At 72.9% G+C, this 20,296-nt stretch carries 15 protein-coding genes; 6 read left to right on the top strand and 9 right to left on the bottom strand.

The window, feature by feature from the left end:
- Positions 1 to 100 precede the first annotated feature (100 nt).
- Positions 101 to 931, bottom strand: coding sequence for an RDD family protein (locus Q0818_RS11030; RefSeq protein ID WP_298874544.1), 831 nt, complete (start codon positions 929 to 931; stop codon positions 101 to 103).
- A gap of 16 nt (positions 932 to 947) precedes the next feature.
- Here Q0818_RS11030 and Q0818_RS11035 point away from each other — a divergent pair, with 16 nt between their 5' ends.
- From Q0818_RS11035 to katG, 3 genes are all read left to right on the top strand, one after another.
- A complete protein-coding gene (locus tag Q0818_RS11035) occupies positions 948 to 1,943 on the top strand; it encodes a stage II sporulation protein M (protein WP_298874545.1) in 996 nt (331 codons plus the stop codon).
- A gap of 121 nt (positions 1,944 to 2,064) precedes the next feature.
- Positions 2,065 to 2,526, top strand: coding sequence for a Fur family transcriptional regulator (locus tag Q0818_RS11040; RefSeq protein WP_298874546.1), 462 nt, complete (start codon positions 2,065 to 2,067; stop codon positions 2,524 to 2,526).
- A complete protein-coding gene (gene katG / locus Q0818_RS11045; protein ID WP_298874547.1) occupies positions 2,523 to 4,775 on the top strand; it encodes a catalase/peroxidase HPI in 2,253 nt (750 codons plus the stop codon). The genes Q0818_RS11040 and katG overlap by 4 nt, the downstream gene beginning before the upstream one ends.
- A gap of 916 nt (positions 4,776 to 5,691) precedes the next feature.
- Here katG and Q0818_RS11050 read toward each other — a convergent pair.
- From Q0818_RS11050 to Q0818_RS11085, 8 genes are all read right to left on the bottom strand, one after another.
- Positions 5,692 to 6,651 (bottom strand): NAD(P)-dependent oxidoreductase, encoded by a 960-nt coding sequence (locus Q0818_RS11050; protein ID WP_298874548.1) that lies wholly within the window; start codon positions 6,649 to 6,651, stop codon positions 5,692 to 5,694.
- A complete protein-coding gene (locus tag Q0818_RS11055) occupies positions 6,648 to 9,371 on the bottom strand; it encodes an alpha/beta fold hydrolase (RefSeq protein WP_298874549.1) in 2,724 nt (907 codons plus the stop codon). Before Q0818_RS11055 ends, Q0818_RS11050 begins: the two co-directional genes overlap by 4 nt.
- Positions 9,368 to 10,390: a 3-oxoacyl-ACP synthase III gene (locus tag Q0818_RS11060; protein ID WP_298874550.1), complete on the bottom strand. Its 1,023-nt coding sequence runs from the start codon at positions 10,388 to 10,390 to the stop codon at positions 9,368 to 9,370. Before Q0818_RS11060 ends, Q0818_RS11055 begins: the two co-directional genes overlap by 4 nt.
- A gap of 125 nt (positions 10,391 to 10,515) precedes the next feature.
- The gene (locus Q0818_RS11065; protein WP_298874551.1) at positions 10,516 to 11,817 is read right to left on the bottom strand and encodes a DUF58 domain-containing protein; all 1,302 of its coding nucleotides are present in this window, start codon (positions 11,815 to 11,817) and stop codon (positions 10,516 to 10,518) included.
- Entirely contained in the window at positions 11,817 to 12,746 is a 930-nt protein-coding gene (locus Q0818_RS11070) for a MoxR family ATPase (RefSeq protein WP_298875746.1), read from the bottom strand. The genes Q0818_RS11065 and Q0818_RS11070 overlap by 1 nt, the downstream gene beginning before the upstream one ends.
- A gap of 158 nt (positions 12,747 to 12,904) precedes the next feature.
- The gene (locus Q0818_RS11075) at positions 12,905 to 14,071 is read right to left on the bottom strand and encodes a DUF4350 domain-containing protein (RefSeq protein ID WP_298874552.1); all 1,167 of its coding nucleotides are present in this window, start codon (positions 14,069 to 14,071) and stop codon (positions 12,905 to 12,907) included.
- Entirely contained in the window at positions 14,068 to 14,724 is a 657-nt protein-coding gene (locus Q0818_RS11080; RefSeq protein WP_298874553.1) for a DUF4129 domain-containing protein, read from the bottom strand. The genes Q0818_RS11075 and Q0818_RS11080 overlap by 4 nt, the downstream gene beginning before the upstream one ends.
- Entirely contained in the window at positions 14,721 to 16,076 is a 1,356-nt protein-coding gene (locus Q0818_RS11085) for a glycerophosphoryl diester phosphodiesterase membrane domain-containing protein (protein ID WP_298874554.1), read from the bottom strand. The genes Q0818_RS11080 and Q0818_RS11085 overlap by 4 nt, the downstream gene beginning before the upstream one ends.
- A gap of 163 nt (positions 16,077 to 16,239) precedes the next feature.
- Between Q0818_RS11085 and mtrA the strand changes: the two genes are divergently transcribed.
- From mtrA to Q0818_RS11100, 3 genes are read left to right on the top strand one after another with little or no spacing between them, the layout of a single operon-like run.
- Positions 16,240 to 16,920, top strand: coding sequence for an MtrAB system response regulator MtrA (gene mtrA / locus Q0818_RS11090; RefSeq protein ID WP_298874556.1), 681 nt, complete (start codon positions 16,240 to 16,242; stop codon positions 16,918 to 16,920).
- Between the two features lie 7 nt (positions 16,921 to 16,927).
- Positions 16,928 to 18,613 carry an MtrAB system histidine kinase MtrB gene (gene mtrB, locus Q0818_RS11095; RefSeq protein WP_298874558.1) on the top strand — a complete coding sequence of 562 codons (1,686 nt, stop codon included), beginning with the start codon at positions 16,928 to 16,930 and terminating at the stop codon, positions 18,611 to 18,613.
- Positions 18,610 to 20,268: an LpqB family beta-propeller domain-containing protein gene (locus tag Q0818_RS11100; RefSeq protein WP_298874560.1), complete on the top strand. Its 1,659-nt coding sequence runs from the start codon at positions 18,610 to 18,612 to the stop codon at positions 20,266 to 20,268. Before mtrB ends, Q0818_RS11100 begins: the two co-directional genes overlap by 4 nt.
- Positions 20,269 to 20,296: the final 28 nt, after the last annotated feature.

The raw sequence follows: 20,296 nt of genomic DNA on the forward strand, positions 1-20,296 counted from the left end.
GTTTGGGGCGCGTTTCGTGCGTTGGGGCGTGAATTCTGCGCCCCAATGGTCGGATGGCGCCCCGAAGCTTCTCGGTGCCACCCCGCCTCGTGGCCCGGCGTCAGCTGCGCTCGGTGAGGGCCGCGGCGCGCTCGTTCTCGAGGAGGAGGGCGCGATACTCGCGGTCGCGCCGCACCGCCGACACCGCGCGCACCAGGCTCTCGGCATCCACCGGGGGAACGGGCGAGACGAAGGGGCGCACGCTCTCGGCGAGGGAGATCGCGACGCGCTCGCGCGCGGCGGGGGTGAGCGCGTCGGCGCCGCGGACGAACTGCGACATGCGGGCGGCCAGGCGGTCGGGCAGGCGGGACACGTCGGCGACCTCGGCCCACGACTCGAGGCCGCGGGGGATCCCGGGGGCCTCGGCGGGAAGGCGAGGCGTCCGCGTGCGCTCGCTGGCGGTTCCGGCGAGGAGGTCGCCCAGGCGCTGGGCGCGAGGCGTGAACATGCCGACGATCGCGGCGATCGCGCCGAACGTGAACCAGATCTCGAGCACGCCGGTCAGGGCGCGGATGAGGGCGTGGCGGAAGCCCGAGGCGCCGCCGTCGGTGCGCACGATTCGCGCGCCGACCGCGAGGCGACCGAGGCTGCGTCCCCGTGACAGCGTCTCGACCGTCGTAGGCACGGCCACCATCACCAGCACGAGCAGCGTGACGACGCCGATGCCCACGGCAGCTTCCGGGAGCGAGCCCTGCGCGGCGAGGGTCGCGAGCAGGAGAGCACCGCCCGCGAGCAGCACCGCCCCGATCACGACGTCGATGAGGACGCCCACCGCCCGCAGGAAGAAGCCGATCGGCTGGACATCGAGAGCGACGGCCTCTCCGGTCAGGGTCTCGTCGGCGGTGGTGTGCACGAGCGCGACCGCGGGGGAAGGGACCGGGGACGATGCCATGCGTACAGTTGACCACATGGACCTCGACGCCCTCACGGCCGCGCGCCGCCGCGAGTGGGAGCGGCTCGACGAACTCGGTCGGAGGCGGCGCCTGCGCGGCGAGGAGGTCGACGAGCTGGTCACCCGCTACCGCGCGGCATCCGCCGATCTGGCCGACATCAAGACCTCGGCCGGTCGCACCCCGCAGGGCGACTACGTCTCGATCCTGCTGGCCCGCACGCGCCTGCGCCTGACCGGCGTGCGGGAGAACGTGCTGAAGCAGTTCCCGCGGTTCTTCCTGCTGCAGCTTCCGGCCGCGCTCTACCGCGTGCGATGGATGACGCTCGCCGTGACGGTCTTCTTCCTCGTCGTGTCGACGATGGTCGCCCTGTGGATCTCGGGCGACCCCGCCGCCGTGGCCGCTCTCGGAGCGCGCAGCGACCTGCAGAACTACGCCGACGAGCAGTTCGTGAGCTACTACCGCGAGAACCCCAACGCGATCTTCGCCGGGACGGTCTGGACCAACAACGCCTGGATCGCCGCGCAGTGCGTGCTCTTCGGGGTGACCGGCTTCTGGCCGGTGATGGTGATCATGCAGAACGCGATCGGCGTGGGGCAATCCGCCGCGATCATGATCGCCTTCGACCGCGCCGACGTGTTCTTCCAGTTCATCCTCCCGCACGGACTGCTCGAGCTGACGGCCATCTTCGTCGCGGGGGCCGCGGGGCTGCAGATCTTCTGGGCATGGGTCGCCCCGGGCCGTCGGACGCGGGCGGCTGCCCTCGCGGCCGCGGGTCGCTCGTTGGCGACGGTCGCGGTGGGGCTCGTCTTCGCCCTGGCGCTCTCGGGGGTCGTGGAGGGGTTCGTGACCCCGCGCGACTGGCCCTGGCAGGTCAAGATCGCCATCGGAGCCGCAGCGCTCGGGGTCTTCCTCTTCTACATGCTGTGGATCGGTCGCCGCGCCGCGCGCGCGGGCGAGACGGGAGACCTCACCGAGTACGAGGCGGGCACTCCCACCCTGACGGCCGGCTGACGGCATCCGGATGCCGCTGCGGCGGCCGTCGCGCGGTGATGACGTCGTCGTCGTCGGTTCGTCTTCGCACGTTCCCCGGCGTGTCATTTTTGATTCATTCAAAACTAGATAGGCTCGACGCATGCTCGACAGTCAGCCGGACGCCCCCGCGGATGCCCTCATCCGCGGAGCGGGTCTGCGGGTCACGGCGACGCGCGTCGCCGTGCTCGAGGCCCTGCGCGCCCGGCCGCACGCCACCGCCGACGACGTCTTCGCGCGCGTCAGCGGCACCCTCGCCGGCACGAGCAAGCAATCGGTGTACAACGCCCTCGGCGACTTCGCCGATGCGGGTCTCGCGCGACGCATCGAACCGGCCGGTCACTCCGGCACGTTCGAACTGCGCGTCGGCGACAACCACCACCACGTGGTGTGCACCGGATGCGGACGCATCGACGACGTGGACTGCGTCGTCGGCGCGGCGCCGTGCCTGCACATGCCGGAGGGGAGCGGCTTCCTCATAGAAACCGCTGAAGTGACGTTCTGGGGCGTGTGCTCCGATTGTCGAGCGAAGTCCGAAGCCGAAAAACCGAGAGGATCCCGATGAGCGACACTCTGAACGGATGCCCCGTCTTCCACGACGGCGCCGCCCCCGACGACAACCGACTGCCGGTGGGCGAGGCCCCCGCCGACAGCGAGCCCGCCGGCGCCCTGCCGCACCCGACCCAGGGGTCGGCCAACCGCGTGTGGTGGCCCGAGTCCCTGAACGTGAAGATCCTCGCGAAGAACAACGCCCTGCGCGACCCGCTCGACGAGGGCTTCGACTATCGCGCCGCGTTCGAGGCCCTCGACCTGGATGCCGTGAAGAAGGACCTGCAGGCCGTCATGACGACCTCGCAGGACTGGTGGCCCGCCGACTTCGGTCACTACGGCCCCCTGATGATCCGCATGGCGTGGCACAGCGCCGGCACATACCGCGTGACCGACGGTCGCGGCGGTTCGGGCTCGGGCATGCAGCGCTTCGCGCCGCTGAACAGCTGGCCCGACAACGTCAACCTCGACAAGGCGCGCCGGTTGCTCTGGCCCGTCAAGAAGAAGTACGGCCAGTCCATCTCGTGGGCCGACCTCATGATCCTCGCCGGCAACGTCGCGCTGGAGGACATGGGCTTCCCGACCTTCGGCTTCGCCGGCGGCCGCACCGACGTGTGGGAGCCCGACGACGACGTGTACTGGGGTCCCGAGACCACGTGGCTCGGCGACGAGCGGTACACCGGCAACCGCGAGCTCGAGCGGCCGCTCGCAGCCGTCCAGATGGGTCTGATCTACGTCAACCCCGAGGGCCCCAACGGCAACCCCGACCCGCAGCTGTCCGCTAACGACATCCGCGAGACGTTCGGCCGCATGGCCATGAACGACGAGGAGACCGTCGCCCTCATCGCCGGCGGGCACACCTTCGGCAAGACCCACGGTGCAGCGAGCGATTCGCACGTGGGCGTGAACCCCGAGGCCGCCGACATCAACGACCAGGGCCTGGGCTGGAAGAACAGCCACGGCACCGGCAAGGGCGACGACACCATCACCAGCGGTCTCGAGGTCACCTGGACCTACCACCCCACCCGCTGGGACAACGAGTTCTTCCACATCCTCTTCGCCTACGAGTGGGAGCTCTTCCAGAGCCCCGCGGGCGCCCACCAGTGGCGTCCGAAGAACGGCGGGGGAGCCGACATGGTTCCCGAGGCGCACTCCGACGGCCGGCGCGAGCCCCGCATGCTCACGAGCGACCTGGCGCTGCGCGTCGACCCCGCGTACGAGAAGATCTCGCGGCGTTTCGCCGAAGACCCCGCCGCGTTCCAGGACGCCTTCGCGCGCGCCTGGTTCAAGCTGACCCACCGCGACATGGGCCCGCGCGAGCGCTACCTCGGCTCCGAGGTCCCCGCCGAAGTGCTGGTCTGGCAGGACCCGGTGCCCGCGGTCGACCACCCGCTGATCGACGCGGCCGATGCCGCGGCGCTCAAGCAGCAGATCCTCGACAGCGGCCTCACGGTGCAGCAGCTCGTCACCACGACGTGGGCCGCGGCATCCACCTTCCGCGGGAGCGACAAGCGCGGCGGCGTGAACGGCGCGCGCATCCGTCTCGAGCCGCAGAAGAGCTGGACGGTCAACAACCCCGAGCAGCTGGCATCCGTGCTCGAGGTGCTCGAGGGCGTCAAGGCCGCCTTCGACGCGCAGGGTGAGAAGAAGGTCTCGATCGCCGATCTGCTCGTGCTCGCCGGCAACGCCGGTGTCGAGCAGGCCGCGCTCGCCGGTGGCGTCGAGGTCGAGGTGCCCTTCACCCCCGGCCGCACCGACGCCTCGCAGGAGCAGACCGAGATCGAGTCGTTCCGCTGGCTCGAGCCGATCGCCGACGGCTTCCGCAACTACGCCTCGCGCGAGGCGCGGCTGCCCGCGGAGTTCCTGCTGCTCGACAAGGCCAACCTGCTGACCCTCACCGCGCCCGAGATGACCGTGCTGGTGGGCGGCCTCCGCGCGATCGGTGCGAACTGGGACGGCAGCGACTGGGGCGTGTTCACCGACACCCCCGGTGCCCTGACGAACGACGTCTTCGCGAACCTCCTCGACCTCGGCACGACGTGGAAGCCGCTCGACAGCGGCAAGCACGCCTTCGAGGGCACTCGCGACGGGTCGGGGGAGCGCATCGGGATCGGCACGCGCGTCGACCTGGTGTTCTCGTCGAACTCGGAACTGCGCGCGCTCGCCGAGGTGTATGCCTCGGATGACGCGAAGGAGAAGTTCGTCCGTGACTTCGTCGCCGCCTGGCGCAAGGTCACCGAGCTCGACCGGTTCGACCTGGTCTGAGCTCGGCCCGCTGCGGCTCGGTACCCGCGGCATCCGGAAGGCCCGTCCCCTCGCGGGGGCGGGCCTTCCGTCGTTCGGTGGCGGTGGCGGTGGCGGTGGCTGGGGCTGGGGCGGGGGTGGTGGCTTGAGGGAGGCGTGTCCCACTTACGGCCGGTGGGAGGGTCGTTGAGCGGCCGTTTGTGGGACACGCACCGCCAGAAGTGGGACATGCGCTGGCGGAGGTGGGACGTGCGCTGTCGGGCCGGTGCGCGGTGCCGCTGGCGGTGACTGCCGGCTGGTGGTCGGGGTGGGCATGTCCCACTTTTGGCCGGTGGGAGGGGCGTTGAGCGGCCGTTTGTGGGACACGCACCGCCAGAAGTGGGACATGCGCTGGGGGAGGTGGGACGTGCGCTGTCGGGCCGGTGCGCGGTGCCGCTGGCGGTGGCTGCTGGCTGGTGGTCGGGGTGGGTGTGTCCCACTTTTGGCCGGTGGGAGGGTCGTTGAGCGGCCGTTTGTGGGACACGCACCGCCAGAAGTGGGACATGCCCCAGCCCAAGTGGGACATGCACCGCCAGAAGTGGGACATGCGCTGGGGGAGGTGGGACACGCGCTGCCGGAGGTGGGACGTGCGCTGTCGGGCCGGTGCGCGGTGCCGCTGGCGGTGGCTGCTGGTCGGGGTGGGTGCGTCCCACTTTTGGCCGGTGGGAGGGGCGTTGAGCGGCCGTTTGTGGGACATGCACCGCCAGAAGTGGGACATGCCCCAGCCCAAGGGGGACATGCACCGCCGGAAGTGGGACATGCACCGGCCGAAGTGGGACACGCACGCCAGAAAAGGGACATGCGCCGCCGGAGGCGGGACACGCGCTGCCGGTAACGCAAACGAGGACGCAGCGCCGCGGCCGCGACCGGCCGCGGCGGGCGGGCGGATGCCGCGGACTCAGGCGCGCGAGAGGCGGCGCAGGCCCTCGTCGATCGACACCGCGGGGGTCCAGCGCAGATCCCGGCGGATCGCGGTCTGGTCGAACCAGTGGGCGGTCGAGAGCTGCTCGGCGAGGAAGCGCGTCATGGGCGGTTCGTCCTGCCCGGGGCGCACGGCCCACACCCGCTCGATCAGCGAGCCGGCGGCCTTCGCGAGACCGGCGGGGACGCTGAACCGCGGGGGCGTCACGCCCGAGGCGAGACAGATCCCCGCGAGCAGGTCTCCCACCGGCCGCGGCTCGCCGTTGGTCAGCACGTACGCGCGCCCGCTGACGGCCTCGACGCGGTCGAGGGCGGCGACGATGCCGGATGCCGCGTTGTCGACGTAGGTCGAGTCGATGAGCGCGGTCCCGCCGTCGAGGAGCGGCAGCGTCCCCCGGCGTGCGCGGGCGACGACGCGCGCGATGAGCTGCGTGTCGCCCGGACCCCACACGAGGTGCGGACGGATGGCGACGAGCGCCGTCGAGGAGTCGGCGCGCGAGAGCGCGAGGAGCTCGGCCTCGGCCTTGGTACGGGCGTATTCGCCGTGCGCGGCATCCGGATCCGCGGGCTCCGCCCCCACGCCCGCGAGCGCGTGACCGGCGTGCGCGACCGACGGCGACGACACGTGCACGATCCGCGAGACCCCGGCCGCGGCGGCGACGTCGAGGAGCGTGCGCGTCCCCTCGACGTTGACCGCGCGGAACTGCGCCGGGTCTCCCGCGAGCGACACCTTCGCGGCGAGGTGCACGACCCCGTCGACGCCCTGGAGCGCAGATGCCACGGCATCGGCATCCGTCACCGAACCGAGCCGATCCTCCGCGCCGGCCACGCCCGACGGGCGGCGCTGGAGGGTGCGCACCTCGTGGCCGGCGTCCTGCAGGGCTTGCACGACGGCGCGCCCCAGGAAACCCGAGGAGCCGGTGGCGAGCACCTTCACGGCGCACCCGGCTTCTCGCCCGCGAGCACGCGGTCGGCCCACGCGGCCACGCGCGTGCGATCGATCTTGGAGTTGTGGCGGATGTCGGTCGGCAGCGACGGGACGACGAGCACGGCCGCGAGCCTTTGCGCGGTGGCCGCCCGCACCGCGTCGGTGAGGGCGGGGGATGCCAGCCCCGGGCGGCGCGCGCCGGCCTCGACGACCGCGACCACGACCTGGCCGCCGACCGGGCCCACGCCGACCGCGGCGGCACGGGAGATCGCGTCGACGGTCTCGACGTCCTGCTCGATGCCGACGGGGGTCACGGGACCGTCGGCGGTGGTGATGACGTGGGGGAGACGCCCCTCGACCCACAGGAGGCCGTCGGCGTCGAGATGGCCGACGTCGCCCGTGCGGTGCCAGCGTTCGGGGAGTCCCCGACGCGCCTCGCGGTCGGTGAGGTGCAGGCGGAAGTACCCGCGCTTGAGGTGCGGGGCCGAGATGACGATCTCGCCGGTCACTCCGGCATCCGTCGTCGGCTCGCCCGTGGCTCGGCCGTCGGCGTCGATCGCCGAGACGCGCACCTGCCCGGTGCCGAGCGGCCGCCCCACGCACACCCCGCGGTCGCCCGCGGCCCGCTCGATCTCGGGGAGGGTGACGTCGGCGACGAGCAGGCACTCGGTCATGCCGTACGGGGTGTGGGCGACGGCGTTCGGCATGAGCCGCTGCGCGCGGCGGAGCAGCTCGACGCCCACCGGAGCACCGGTGGAGAGGAACGTCTCGACGCGCGCGAGAGCGGCGCGATCGGCGTCGGACAGCGCTCCGGCCGTGGCCACGACGTTCGCGACCGCGGCGGGGGACAGGAACACGATGCGCGCGTCGGAGGCGCGGACGGCCGCGGCGACCGCGGCGGCGGTCAGGGTGCGCGGTGCCGAGACGTCCATGTCGGGGGTCGCCGAGCGCGTGCCGAGGGCGGGTCCCAGGAGCGCGAAGGGGGCGAAGCCGGTCACGAGACCGGTGTCGGCGGTCACACCGAAGTGCGCGGCGAGGGTCTCGCGCAGCGCAGTGAGCTGAGCGTGCGTGTACACGACGCCCTTCGCCGGTCCCGTCGAGCCCGAGGTGAACAGCACCGCGGCCTCGGCCTCGGCGGCGGGCGGCTCGGGCAGCGCGCGACCACGACCGGCGCGCGCGAGGTCGGACAGGCTCGCCTCGACCCCGAGCGCGCGGGAGGCGGCGGCCGGCAGCGCGGCGGCGGAGATCCGCCGACCGGGCCAGCCGAGGGCGCGCGCGGCCGCGAGCCCCGCGACCTCGCCGATCACGACGTCGGGGACGGCTCCGCGCACGGCCCGCGACAGACCCCGGATGCCGAGACCCCGGTCGGCCACGACGACCACGGCGCCGATGCGCAGGCACGCGTACAGGGCGGCGGTGAGCGTCGGCCCCGGCGGCACGAGCAGTGAGACGCGGTCGCCGGCGCGCACGCCGAAGGCGTCGAGCCCCGCGGCGATCTCGTCGACCCGCGTCGCGAGCTGCCGCCAGCTCACGCGCAGGGGTTCGCCCTCTCGCGAGGTGGTCATGTCGATCACGGCGGTGTCGTCGTCGTCGCGGCGGGCGTCGAGGGCGTCCCACAGGCGCCCGCCGGCGGCGGTCCCGTCCGACTCGGCGCCGGGAGCCCCGGTTCGCTCCGGTGCCGGGCCGTCGGCCGCGGCCGTGGCGGCGGCACGGCGCTGCGCCGTCGCTGCCCGGCGCGTGCGGGGCGCCGGGGCGCCGGCATCCACGACGTTCTCGTCGAGCCAGTCGAGCACGACCTCGGCGTACGGCCGCTCCTCGGCGATCAGGTGGCCGGCCCCCTCGAAGCGGTGGACGTCGGCGTGCGGCATCCGATCGATCAGGTCGTCGAGGTGGTCCTCGCCGAAGACCGGGTCTTTCGGTCCCCGCAGCAGCAGGGCCGGCACGGAGAGCTCGCGCAGGCCCGCCGACATGCGGTGCAGCGCGGGGGTGCTCTCGTGATCGGGGGTCGCCGGGATGTCGGCGACGAATCCGCCGATGCCGCGACGGCGGGCGAGGGTGGCGTACGGCGCGCGGAACGCGGCACGGACGGCCGGGTCGAGGTCGGCGAGGGCCAGAGTCGTGTCGAGGAACGCCGTCGTGCCGGTGGTGCCCGCGGCGAGCATGCCCCGGGCCGTCGCGACGCGCAGCGCGAACGGCAGCTTCGCCCCCTCGGGGTGGTGCACGGCGGTGTTCAGGGCGATCACGGCGGCGAGGCGGTCGCGGTTCTCGACGGCCCACCCGAGCGAGACGGGCCCGCCCCAGTCGTGCCCGATGGTCACGATCGGCCCGCGGATGCCGAGCGCCTCGACGAGCGCGCCCAGGTCGGCGATGCGCTGGCCGAGCGTGCGCCGCAGGGGGGAGCGTTCCGAGAAGCCCATCTCGAGCTGATCGACCGCGACGACGCGCCACGCGGCGGCCCCCGCTTCGGCTCGGGCCAGCGAGGCGTTCACGAGAGCGCGCCACAGGTACGACCACGTGGGGTTGCCGTGGACCGCGACGATCGTGCCGGTCGGCTCGATGCCCCGATCGTGCAGGGCGTCGCCGGTGTCGAGCACGTGCCACAGGCGACTCTCGCCGGCGTCGGCCAGGACGCCGTCGACGCTCACGAGGCGCGAGAGAGCCGGATCGAGCCCGGGCAGGCCCGCGGGAGGCAGTGTGGCCTGAGGGCCGGTCACGCGGGGATGGCTCACCAGGCCAGCTCCAGCATGCCGGTGTTCAAGCCGGAGCCCACTCCCATCAGCAGGACGCGATCACCTCGCCGCAGCGTCTTCTGCTCGGCGGCCAGGGTGATGGGGATGGATGCCGGGCCCACATTGCCCAGTTCGGGATAGGTGACCGGCACGCGGTCGCGGTCGAGCTTCGCGGCGCGCACGATCGCACCGGTGTGCACCGACGAGACCTGGTGCGTGACGTAACGGTCCATGCCCGTCCAGTCGAACTCGCCCTTGGCCTCTTTCCACGCCGAGACGACGAGGTCGAGTCCGCCCTTGAGCAGCGCTTTGGCGTCGGTGAACATGCCGTCGACGCTGCCGACGCACAGGTCGTAGAACTGCGTCGCCGCGCGCGTGACGCCGCCCACGATGCGGTGGCCCTCGGGGTGGTCGCTCGCGCGACCGAGAACGGCCGCGGCGGCACCGGAGCCGAGGGTGAGCGAGGCGAACTCCTGCATGAAGGCGTCGCGGTCGAGATCCTCGCGCACGAGCCGGTTGATCGTGTTGACCTGGATCTCGTCGGCATCCTCGCCGTTGACGATGAGCGCGTACTTCACCTGGCCCGACTGGATCATGCCGGCCGCGAGGCTCATACCGTTGATGAAGCCGAGGCACGCGTTGGCGACGTCGAAGTTGATGGCGGAGCTCGGAAGGCCGAGGCCGTGGTGGAGGCGCACGGCGACCGAGGGCTCGAGGTGCTTGCGGGTCACCGAGGTGTTGATGATGAGCCCGATCTCGCTCGCGTCGACCCCGGCCTCGGCGAGGGCCTGCTTGCCGGCGGCGATCGTCGCCTCGTCGGAGGACTCGCCCTCCGCCCAGTTGCGGCGCTCGTTGACGCCCGCGACGCGGCGCAGCAGACCCGGTTTGAGCTTGAGCCGCTTCAGCGCGGGAGCCAGACGCTCCTCGATGTCATCCGACGTCGTGACGCGGCTGGGCAGGACGCTCGCCACCGACACGAGGGCCACATCGTCGAAGTGCGTGGTGGCGTTACCTGGCAAGAGAGCTCCCGCATCCTGTGCGTAGACGGCGAGGCCGCGCGCGGAGGGGACACGCTGACGACCGGAAGGGTACCCCCCAGGATAAGCCGCGTCGTATGTCGCGGGCTGCATGCGGGCTGGGTGTGCTACAGCCGCCCCGCCGCCTTGAGGGCGAGGTAGCGGTCGGCGACGAGGGGCGGCAGGTCGTCGGCGGACGCCGCCACCGCGTCGCCGCCCGCGCGCACGACGGCGTCGCGCACGCGGGCGGCGTCGTGGCGCGCGCGCTCGATCGCGGCGGCGGCATACACATCGGCGGCATCGCGGTGGGTGGGCACCTCTCCCGGGCCGTCGGTCGCCGTCGCCACCAGCAGACGCGATCGCGCGGCGACCGCGGGCAGAGAGGCGAGGAAGGCGCGGGCGGCCTCGGGGTCGTCGGCGGCGGTCAGCAGCACCACGAGGGCCGGGCGCACCGACAGGCCGCGCACCTGGGCGAAGACGGCGTCCCAGTCGGTGTCGATCAACTGCGGGTCGACGGGGGTCATGGCATCCACGAGGGCGGGCAGCAGCTGCGCGCCGTCGACGCGGGTCACCCGGGCGCGGGGGACGCGATCGAACATCAGAAGGTGCACGTGGTCGCCCGCGCGCGTCGCGAGAACCGACAGCAGGAGGGCCGCCTCCATCGCGGCGTCCAGGCGCACGCCGTCGCCCACGCGCGCGGCGGCGGTGCGACCGGTGTCGATGACGATGACGACGTGCCGGTCGCGCTCGGGGCGCCAGGTGCGCAGCATCGTCGTGCCGGCGCGGGCCGTGGCACGCCAGTCGATCGAGCGCACGTCGTCGCCGCGCACGTATTCGCGCAGGCTGTCGAACTCGGTGCCCTGCCCTCTGACCTGCAGCGTGGTGTTGCCGTCGAGCTCGCGCAAGCGGGCCAGGCGCGAGGGGAGGTGCCGACGCGAGGTGAACGGCGGAAGGACCCGGATGCGCCCCGGGGTGTCGATCACGGCCTGCCGCCCCGCGAGACCGAGGGGTCCGAGCGCGCGCACCACGACGAACGCGCTGCGCAGCTCGCCGCGACGGCGGGGGCGCAGCGGCAGCGGAGCGCTGCGCCGCTCGCCCGGGGGAACGGTGAGGCGCGCCCGCTCGGTCGGCGCTCCGGCGGTCGGCTGCCACGCGTCGCGCACGCGGGCACGCAACAGCCGGGTACCGAGGTTGCGCACGCGCAGCTCGCCCGCCACCGGCTCGTCGCGGAGGGCGCGCTCCGGCAGGGTGCGGGTGATCTCCACGCGCCGGGGATCCGCCGCGAGGGCCACGTCGACGGCGGCGAGGGCGGCGCACAGCAGCACCCATCCGCCCGCCGCGACCCACGCCGGCACCCCCGCGGTGCTGAGCAGCACGAGGGGCACGACGCCGAGGGCGACGAGCAGGGCGAGGCGGCCGGTGACGACCATCAGATCGGGACGCGGGTCTGCTGCAGGACGGAGGTGAGGATGGCATCCACCGAGACGCCCTCGATCTCGGCCTCGGGACGCAGACGGATGCGATGGCGCCACACGGGGACCAGCATCGTCTGCACGTGGTCGGGGGTGATCGCCGGGTACCCTCCGAGCCAGGCCCACGCCTTGGCGGCGGCGAGCAGGCCCGTCGTCGCGCGGGGGCTCACGCCCAGCTGGACCGACGGGCTCTGCCGCGTGGCCCGGGCGAGGTCGACGACGTAGCCCAGCACGTCGTCGGCGACGGCGACGGATGCCGCGGCCCGCTGCGCGGCGAGGATCTCCGCGGCCGTGACCGTCGGGGTGACCCCCGCATCGTCGAGGCGACGCGGGTCGAAGCCCTGCGCGTGGCGCCGGAGGACGTCGACCTCGGCGTCGCGGCCGGGCAGATCGACCACGAGCTTGAGCAGGAACCGGTCGAGCTGCGCCTCGGGCAACGTGTAGGTGCCCTCGTGCTCGATGGGGTTCTGCGTCGCGGCCACGAGGAAGGGGTCGGGGAGCGCTCGGCTCACGCCGTCGCTCGACACCTGCCGCTCCTCCATCGCCTCGAGCAGAGCGGCTTGCGTCTTCGGGGGCGTGCGGTTGATCTCGTCGGCGAGCAGCACGTGGGTGAACACCGGACCCGGGCGGAATTCGAATCCGCCCGCGCGGGCGTCGTACACGAGCGACCCGGTCACGTCCCCGGGCATGAGGTCGGGCGTGAACTGCACGCGGTGCGTGTCGAGACCGAGCGCGCGGCTGAACGAGCGCACGAGAAGCGTCTTGGCCACGCCCGGTACGCCCTCGAGCAGCACGTGTCCGCGGGAGAGGAGGGCGATGAGCAGGCCGGTCACGGTGCCGTCCTGCCCGACGACGGCCTTGCCGACTTCGAGACGCACGCGGTGCATGGCCTCGCGCAGGGCCGCGTGGTCGTCGCCCGCGCCGGACGGCCCCGGGAGGCCGCTGTCGCCGGGGGCGCCCGCATCGGCCGCGCGGTCGTCGGCGGCCGGCGGGGTCGGGGCGGTGCCGGGGACCGGCTCGGCGCCGGGGGTCTCGGGGCTCTCGGTCATCGGGGTGTCCCTTCGGTTCGGACGGCGATGCGCACGCTCTCTTCGAGGTCGCGCAGTCGGTCGGCGGCGGCGACGAGGTCGCGGTCGGTGCGGGGCAGGTCGTCGACGAGGATGCCGCGCACGCGGGAGCGATCCGTTCCCAGGCGGTCGGCGACGGCGTCGGCGATGTCGGGCGGCGAGGTCCGCGTCGCGAGTCCCAGCAGGCGCACGAGGCGCGCGCGGCTGGCGCGCCGGAGCTCGTCGAGGGCGTGCGGGGCGTCGCGGGCCGCGGCGTAGAGGCGGGCACGGCCCTCCGTGGTCTCGGTGGCGCGCACCGTCACGGGGAGGCGCTCGGTGACCAGCGGCCCGAAGCGCCGACCTCGCCAGATCGCGGCCGTGAGAGCGGACAGCAGAAGCAGCACGATGGCCGGGGTGACCCACGGCGGCGTGAGGTCGCTGAGTGTCGGGGGAGCGCTGCCGGGGTCGGCATCCGTGGGCGCGGGCACGTACCAGACGAGCGTGTCGGTCTGACCGAGTACCCCGAGGGCGAGGGCGGCGTTCCCGTCGCGCGGCAGCGTCGAGTTGGTGAGCGTCGACAGGCCGTCGAGCGCCGTCACCGAACGGCCGTCGGCGTCGAGGGACAGCAGCCCGAACTCGCCGTCCCGGGGGAAGCAGCCCGTGACGCCGTCGCCGGCGACCAGGAGCTCGCCGACTCGCGCGGTCCGGGCGTTGTCGGCCGCGGGCAGCGTGCAGTCGGCGACCGCCGCGTCGTCGGCGAAGCCCCCGAGCGACGACCCGTTCATGAGCACGTCGAGGGCACGGGAGCGCGGTTCGACGAGCACGACGTGCCGGGCGCGCGACGACAGCTCGCGCAGCGCATCGTCGGAGAGCATCGGCGCGTCGCGCAGCGCGAGGGTCGCCTCCCCACCGGCCAGCGCGCGTTCGGCGGCCGCGCGGTCGCGCGCGACGATGACGCGCACGCCCTGCTGCTCGAGCACGCGCACCACGGCGCGGGTGCCGTCGGGTCCCGCGGAGTCGGGGTCGAGCAGAGCGCGTTGCGTGTACCCGCCGTAGACGAACAGCCCGCCGACGAGCGACACGAGCAGAAGCCCCACGATGAGGCCCACCCACCCGAGGGCGGCGCGGCTGCGGCTTCGGGGTCGCGCGGTGGTGACCGCGCTCACGTCGCGCTCACCGGAGAGGGACGCGTGCGCACGGCGGCGTCATCGAGCTCGACGACCAGTCGGTAGCGCTCGGCCGTTCCCGGGCGCCGCAGGTAGCGCACGTCGTCGAAGGTGGTCGCGGCCGTCTCGAGCCCCTCCGCGAGGGCGGGCAGGGCCCGTGCGGCCTCCCGCGCGAACGCGCGCACCGTGGCCCCGGGCGGGGGGTCGACGAGGCCCCGTTCCGACAGCCCCCGCGCGACGGCGCGGAAGCGCAGCACGACGGCGTCGTCCCAGGCGCCGCGTCGAGCGGCCGCTTCGGCTTCGGCCCGCAGCTCGTCGGCCGACCGGGTGTCGTCGTCGTCGAACAGGGCGCGAGCCGCCGGTGCCGCGCGCACGCTCCGCCGGGGCCGCCCCCAGATCAGGATGCCGACCACGATCGCCGCGACGACGAGCACCGCGAGAACGATGAGCGCGGCCGGTCCCCACCCGTCGGTGTTCGGGATGCGCAGCAGGTCGTCGAGGAAGCGGACGACGGCCTGCGCGGCGCGATCGATGACGCTCGGCTCCGCCGCCTGATAGGAGGGATCGGCGAGCTCGCGCTCCGCCCACTCCTGCGCCTGATCCGGATCGGGCAGCAGGGGCGCGACGGAGGCGATGAGCGCGGCGGGACTCACGCGTTCTCGTTCGATCCCGGCGCCGCCCAGGTGGTCGTCGCGGGTGAGGGCGCTGTGCCGGGCTCACGGTGGGGTGGGGGGACGTCGACCGTCGACGCTCCGGGTGTCGCAGCGTCGGCACCGGTCGTCGCGGTCGGCGTCGGCGTCGACGGGGCAGGGGCCGTCGCGGGTGCCCCGTACGCCGGTGCCCCGTACGCCTGCGGCGCTCCCGCACCGTACGCCTGCGGTGCCCCGTACCCCGGCGCGCCCGCCGGCGCGGCGTACCCGCCGAAGGCCGGGGGAGCGCCCGTGGGCGTCGGAGCGGGGCGCTCGACGACGCGCCCCACGCCGACCAGGTAGGGATCGGCGAGATCGGCGGCACCGGCATCCCGCTGCTCGACGTAGGTGTTCAGATCGTGGTCGAGGGCCTCCACGCGCATGCGCGCGTCGACGTACACGAGCACCGCCGAGGTGGACTGCACCACCAGCGCGATGCACTGCACCAGGAGGATGCCGAACTGCCCGACCACCTGGAGGGCGATGACGCCGATGAGGGCGCCGATCGCATCTTCTCCGGTGGGCGCGAGGATGCCCGAGACGATGCCCGCCACCAGGCTGAAGGGCACCGAGATGATCTGCGCGACGATGCTGAAAGCGACGGAGATGATGACGACGACGCCGAGCGTCGACCAGAAGCGACCGCGCGTGAGCTGCCACGACCGGGCGACCGCGCGGAAGATGGGAGCCCGCTCCAGGATGATCACCGAGGGGACGAGGAAGAGCTTGGGCGTGAGCCACAGCGAGACGACGATGAGGCCCAGCACGAGCAGCACGCCCACGGCGATGCCGAGCCAGAGGACGCTGATCACCAGGAGCGTGACGATGCCCGCCAGCACCCCGATCACGACGATGGTGGCCAGCAGATAGAGCGCGCTGTAGCCGATGAGACGCCAGACGACCGGCTTGACGCGCGCCCACACGGCCTTGAGGCTCGGCTTCTCGGCGACGACGGCGTGAGCGATCTCCGACACCACGACGCCCTGGACGATCACGCTGAGCGCCCCGGTCGCGAGGCCGAGGACGAGCGCCGTCGCCCCCGTGATCACCGCGGAACCCGCGAGGATCGCGTCGTAGTCGTCGCTGCCGATCGGCACGGTGTCCAGACGCGAGAAGCTCGCGACGGCGACCCCTCCGACGGCGGCGGTGAGCACGATGTACGCGACGGCCTGCACGATGAGGGCGAAGCCCAGCAGCACCTTGGGGTTGTGTCGCAGCGCCACGAAGGACCGGCCCAGGATGGTGCCGAAACCGTAGGGGTGCAGCGGGACGATCCCCGGGCGGGATGCCGGAGTCCAAGCCGGGTACGCGGTCATGTGGGGCCCCTCCTCGTCACATGGCGGTGCCCTCATCGTGTCATAGACCTCCGACACGCACGCCTGCCCTGCAGACAGGTCGACTACTCTCGATGGGACATGCCCCCACTCGGGGCGTCATGCCCGCCCCCGAACGGGTTCGAGACGGAAGACGTACATCCGAATGACTTCACGGATCCTGGTTGTCGACGACGACACCGCACTGGCCGAGATGATCGGCATCGTGCTGCGCACCGAGGGATTCGACACCGTGTTCTGCGCCGACGGAGCCCAGGCCGTCGACGCGTGGCGCTCGGAACGGCCCGACCTCATCCTCCTCGACCTCATGCTCCCCGGCGTCGACGGCATCGAGATCTGCACGCGCGTGCGCGCGGAATCCGGCATCCCGATCATCATGCTCACCGCCCGCACCGACACGGCCGACGTGGTCAAGGGACTCGAGTCGGGAGCCGACGACTACATCGTCAAGCCGTTCAACCCGAAGGAGCTGGTCGCGCGCATCCGCACGCGCCTGCGGCCCGCCCAGAACCCGGCCGACGAGACCCTGCGCATCGGCGACCTCGTCGTCGACGTCGCCGCCCACGAGGTACGTCGCGGTGACGCGCCCATCGCCCTCACCCCGCTCGAGTTCGAGCTGCTCGTCGCGCTCGCCGAGAAGCCGCAACAGGTCTTCTCCCGCGAGATGCTGCTCGAGCAGGTGTGGGGCTACCACTACAAGGCCGACACGCGACTGGTGAACGTGCACGTGCAGCGACTGCGCGCGAAGATCGAGGCCGACCCCGACAATCCGCGGATCGTGACCACCGTGCGCGGCGTGGGCTACCGCGCCGGCGCGGTGGCCTGAGGCTCCCATGACGGGCGCCGTGCGCACCGTCTCCTCCCCGCGGGTCGGCGGTTGGCGCGACTGGCGTTCGGTCCGCGACCGCCTCGCGACGCTGTGGCGGCGCTCCCTGCGATTCCGCACGATCGTGATCACGGTGACCCTCACCGCGGCCACGATCCTCGTCACCTGCGTCGCGATGGCGCTCGTCATCCAGAACGAGCTCTTCACCGCCCGCAAGGACCAGGTGCTGCTCGAGGCGCAGCGCGCCACGGCCGCAGCCCAGGCGACCCTCGACGCCGCGGTCGACTCGACCGACCCCGCCGCCGCCCAGACGCTGATGAACGGCATCGCCACCCGCCTGTCGCAGCAGTCCTCGAGCGATCTGATCGCGCTCTACCGCATCGGCCCGCCGTCGCCGCTGGCCCCCCAGCCCTTCATCTCGCCCGCGTTCGAGTCGACCCTGGTCAGCGACGCCCTGCGCACGCAGGTGCAGTCGAGTCCCGACCTGCAGTGGTGGCAGTCCGTGGCCCTGCCCTCCGACAACGGCCGCGAAGTGCCCGGCATCCTCGTGGGGCATCAGTTGCGCTTCCCCGCCGAAGACGGTGTCGATTCCTACGAGTTGTACATGGGGTACGACCTCACGAGCGCCTCGCAGACCCTCGCGTTCGTCCAGGTGCTCCTGTGGGTCGTCGGACTGGTGCTGGTGGTGCTCATCGGTGCGATCGCCTGGTTCGTGCTGAGATCGGTGACCACCCCCATCGCGGATGCCGCCGAGACCAGCGCGAAGCTCGCCGCGGGCGACCTGGGGGTTCGCCTCCCCGTGCGAGGCGAGGACGAGCTGGCGACCCTGAACCGCTCCTTCAACGCGATGGCCGACAGCATCGAGTCCCAGATCAAGGAACTCGCCGACCTGTCGCTCGTGCAGCAGCGGTTCGTGTCCGACGTCTCTCACGAACTGCGCACGCCGCTGACGACCATCAAGCTCGCGGCCGACATCATCAACGACCAGCGCGAGGAGTTCGATCCGGTGACCGGTCGCGCCGCCGAGTTGCTGCACGCGCAGGTGCAGCGTTTCGAGGTCCTGCTGACCGACCTCCTCGAGATCAGCCGCTACGACGCCGGATCCGTGCAGCTCGAGCGGGAGGCGACGAGCCTCGCGCACCTCGCGGAGGACGTCATCGAGTCGATGGAGCAGCTGGCCGAGGGCCACGGCTCCGACGTGCGGCTGGTCGCACCCGGGGGCTACACGCCCGTCGACATGGACGCCCGGCGGGTGCGCCGCATCGTGCGCAATCTCCTCGGCAACGCCATCGAGCACGGGGAGGGTCGTCCGATCGTCGTCTCGGTCGACAGCGACCGGGATTCCGTGGCCCTGGGCGTGCGCGACTTCGGTCTCGGCATGAAGAGCGAGGACGTCGAGCGCGTCTTCGACCGCTTCTGGCGGGCGGACCCTTCGCGCGTGCGCACCATCGGCGGGACGGGCCTGGGCCTGTCGATCGCCCTCGGCGACGCGCGTCTGCACGGCGGGACGCTCGCGGTGTGGTCCGAGCCCGGCCGCGGATCCAACTTCGTCCTCACGCTCCCGCGCGACGGCCGGCCCGTCACGGGCTCACCGCTGCCCCTCGTGCCCGACGACGAGCAGGGCGGAGCGCTCGAGGCCCTCGGGCTGACGCAGCCGATCTCCACCCGCCCCGGCGTCAGGAGGACGACATGAGACGCGCTCTCTCGCTGCTGAGCCTGATGCTCGTGCTGGCCCTCACCGCGTGCACGGGGCTGCCGACCTCCGGCTACGTCAATCCGGGTCGCGGCCCGCAGGTCGACGACACCCAGGCGTTCGCGTTCGTCCCCGACGGGCCCCAGGAGGATGCGACCCCCGCCGAGATCGTCGAGGGGTTCCTGCGCGCGGGTTCCGGTCCCGCCGACGACTGGGCCACCGCGAAGCTCTTCCTCGCGCCCGGTGCGCAGTGGGATCCCCGATCGCGCGTGACGATCGACCGCCTCGCCGATCGGCGTGCCACTCCCAGCGCCGACGGAACCTCGGTCGCGGTCGCCCTCACGACGATCGCCGCGGTGGACGCCGACGGTGCCTACTCTCCGACGGCCGCCGGCTCGGCGGAGACCCTGAGCTACACGCTCGCCCGCGTCGACGACCAGTGGCGCATCACCTCCGCGCCCGACGGCGTCGTGCTCTACGAAGAGGTGTTCCCGACCGTCTACCAGTCGGCATCCGTGGCCTACTTCGACCCGTCGTACAGCTTCATCGTCCCCGACGTGCGGTGGTTCCCCCGGCCGCTCGTGGCGAGCCGGATCGCGACCGCCCTCGTCGACGGGCAGCCCAGCGCCTGGCTCGCCGGTGCCGTGCGCAGCGCCTTCCCCGACGAGCTCTCGTTGGTCGGGCGTTCGGTGACGCTCTCGTCCGACGGCATCGCGCAGGTGCAGCTCCCGCGGGCCGCGCTCAGCCTCGACCGCACGACGCTGGACCGCATGCAGACCCAGCTCGTGCGCAGCCTCGCCACCGCGGGCATCAACGAGGTGCAGATGACCGTGGAGGGGACTCCCATCGCCGCCTCCGAGGTGTCGGTGCGCGTCACGCGCGTCGATCCGTCGCCGGCCGTGCTCACCTCGATCGGGGCGTTCGGCGTGCTCGCCGGCGACGCGGTGGAACCGATCGACGGTCTCTCCGACGCCGTGGAATCGCTCAACCCCTCCGCCGTCGAGCTCGAGGCCGACCGGAGTCTCGCCGCCGTCCGCACCCAGCAGGGGACCGTCGCTAGCGCCCTGAGCGACGGCCGGACGTTCCTGCTCGACGACCGCGCGGGGCTCATCGCCCCCTCCATCGACGGCCAGGGCGAGATCTGGAGCGTGCCGGCCAACGCCCCCACGCAGGTTCGAGCGATCACGGCCGAGGGCGTTCCCCGCGCGGTCGGCAACGCCTGGCCCGACGCCTCCGAGATCGTGTCGATGCAGGTGTCGCGCGACGGCACGCGGATCGCGGCGATCGTCACCGTCTCGGGCGTGCGCGAGGTCTGGGTGGCCGGCATCGAACGCGAGAACACCGAGGTCAACCTCGGGCCGCCGCACGTGCTGTCGTTCAGCCAGCAGGGCGCCTTCGATCTGGCGTGGCTCGACGACACGACGGTGGGCGTGCTGGTCAGCGCCGACGGAGTGGACCGCCTGCGCGAGCTCAACGTCGGTGGGCGCGGCACGGAGGCGACCGCGCCGGATGGGGCGCGCACCCTCGCCGCCGGGAGCACGAGCGTGCGCGTCCTGGACGACCAGGGCCGTCTCTACAGTCGTCGCGGCAGCTCGTGGACGCTCGTGGCCTCCGGCATCCGCGTCCTGGCGGCGCAGCAGGGCACCACCTCGTGATCTGAGCCGCTCCTCCCCAGGCGGCGAT

It is taken from the genome of uncultured Microbacterium sp., assembly GCF_947489255.1.
GTDB lineage: Bacteria > Actinomycetota > Actinomycetes > Actinomycetales > Microbacteriaceae > Microbacterium > Microbacterium phycohabitans.

Bases quoted from the DNA above. Each gene is read 5' to 3' on its own strand.
- Q0818_RS11040 (WP_298874546.1), top strand. From the start codon at position 2,065: ATGCTCGACAGTCAGCCGGACGCCCCCGCGGATGCCCTCATCCGCGGA.
- katG (WP_298874547.1), top strand. From the start codon at position 2,523: ATGAGCGACACTCTGAACGGATGCCCCGTCTTCCACGACGGCGCCGCC.
- mtrA (WP_298874556.1), top strand. From the start codon at position 16,240: ATGACTTCACGGATCCTGGTTGTCGACGACGACACCGCACTGGCCGAG.
- Q0818_RS11030 (WP_298874544.1), bottom strand. From the start codon at position 931: ATGGCATCGTCCCCGGTCCCTTCCCCCGCGGTCGCGCTCGTGCACACC.
- Q0818_RS11085 (WP_298874554.1), bottom strand. From the start codon at position 16,076: ATGACCGCGTACCCGGCTTGGACTCCGGCATCCCGCCCGGGGATCGTC.
- Q0818_RS11035 (WP_298874545.1), top strand. From the start codon at position 948: ATGGACCTCGACGCCCTCACGGCCGCGCGCCGCCGCGAGTGGGAGCGG.
- Q0818_RS11065 (WP_298874551.1), bottom strand. From the start codon at position 11,817: ATGGTCGTCACCGGCCGCCTCGCCCTGCTCGTCGCCCTCGGCGTCGTG.
- mtrB (WP_298874558.1), top strand. From the start codon at position 16,928: ATGACGGGCGCCGTGCGCACCGTCTCCTCCCCGCGGGTCGGCGGTTGG.
- Q0818_RS11070 (WP_298875746.1), bottom strand. From the start codon at position 12,746: ATGCACCGCGTGCGTCTCGAAGTCGGCAAGGCCGTCGTCGGGCAGGAC.
- Q0818_RS11100 (WP_298874560.1), top strand. From the start codon at position 18,610: ATGAGACGCGCTCTCTCGCTGCTGAGCCTGATGCTCGTGCTGGCCCTC.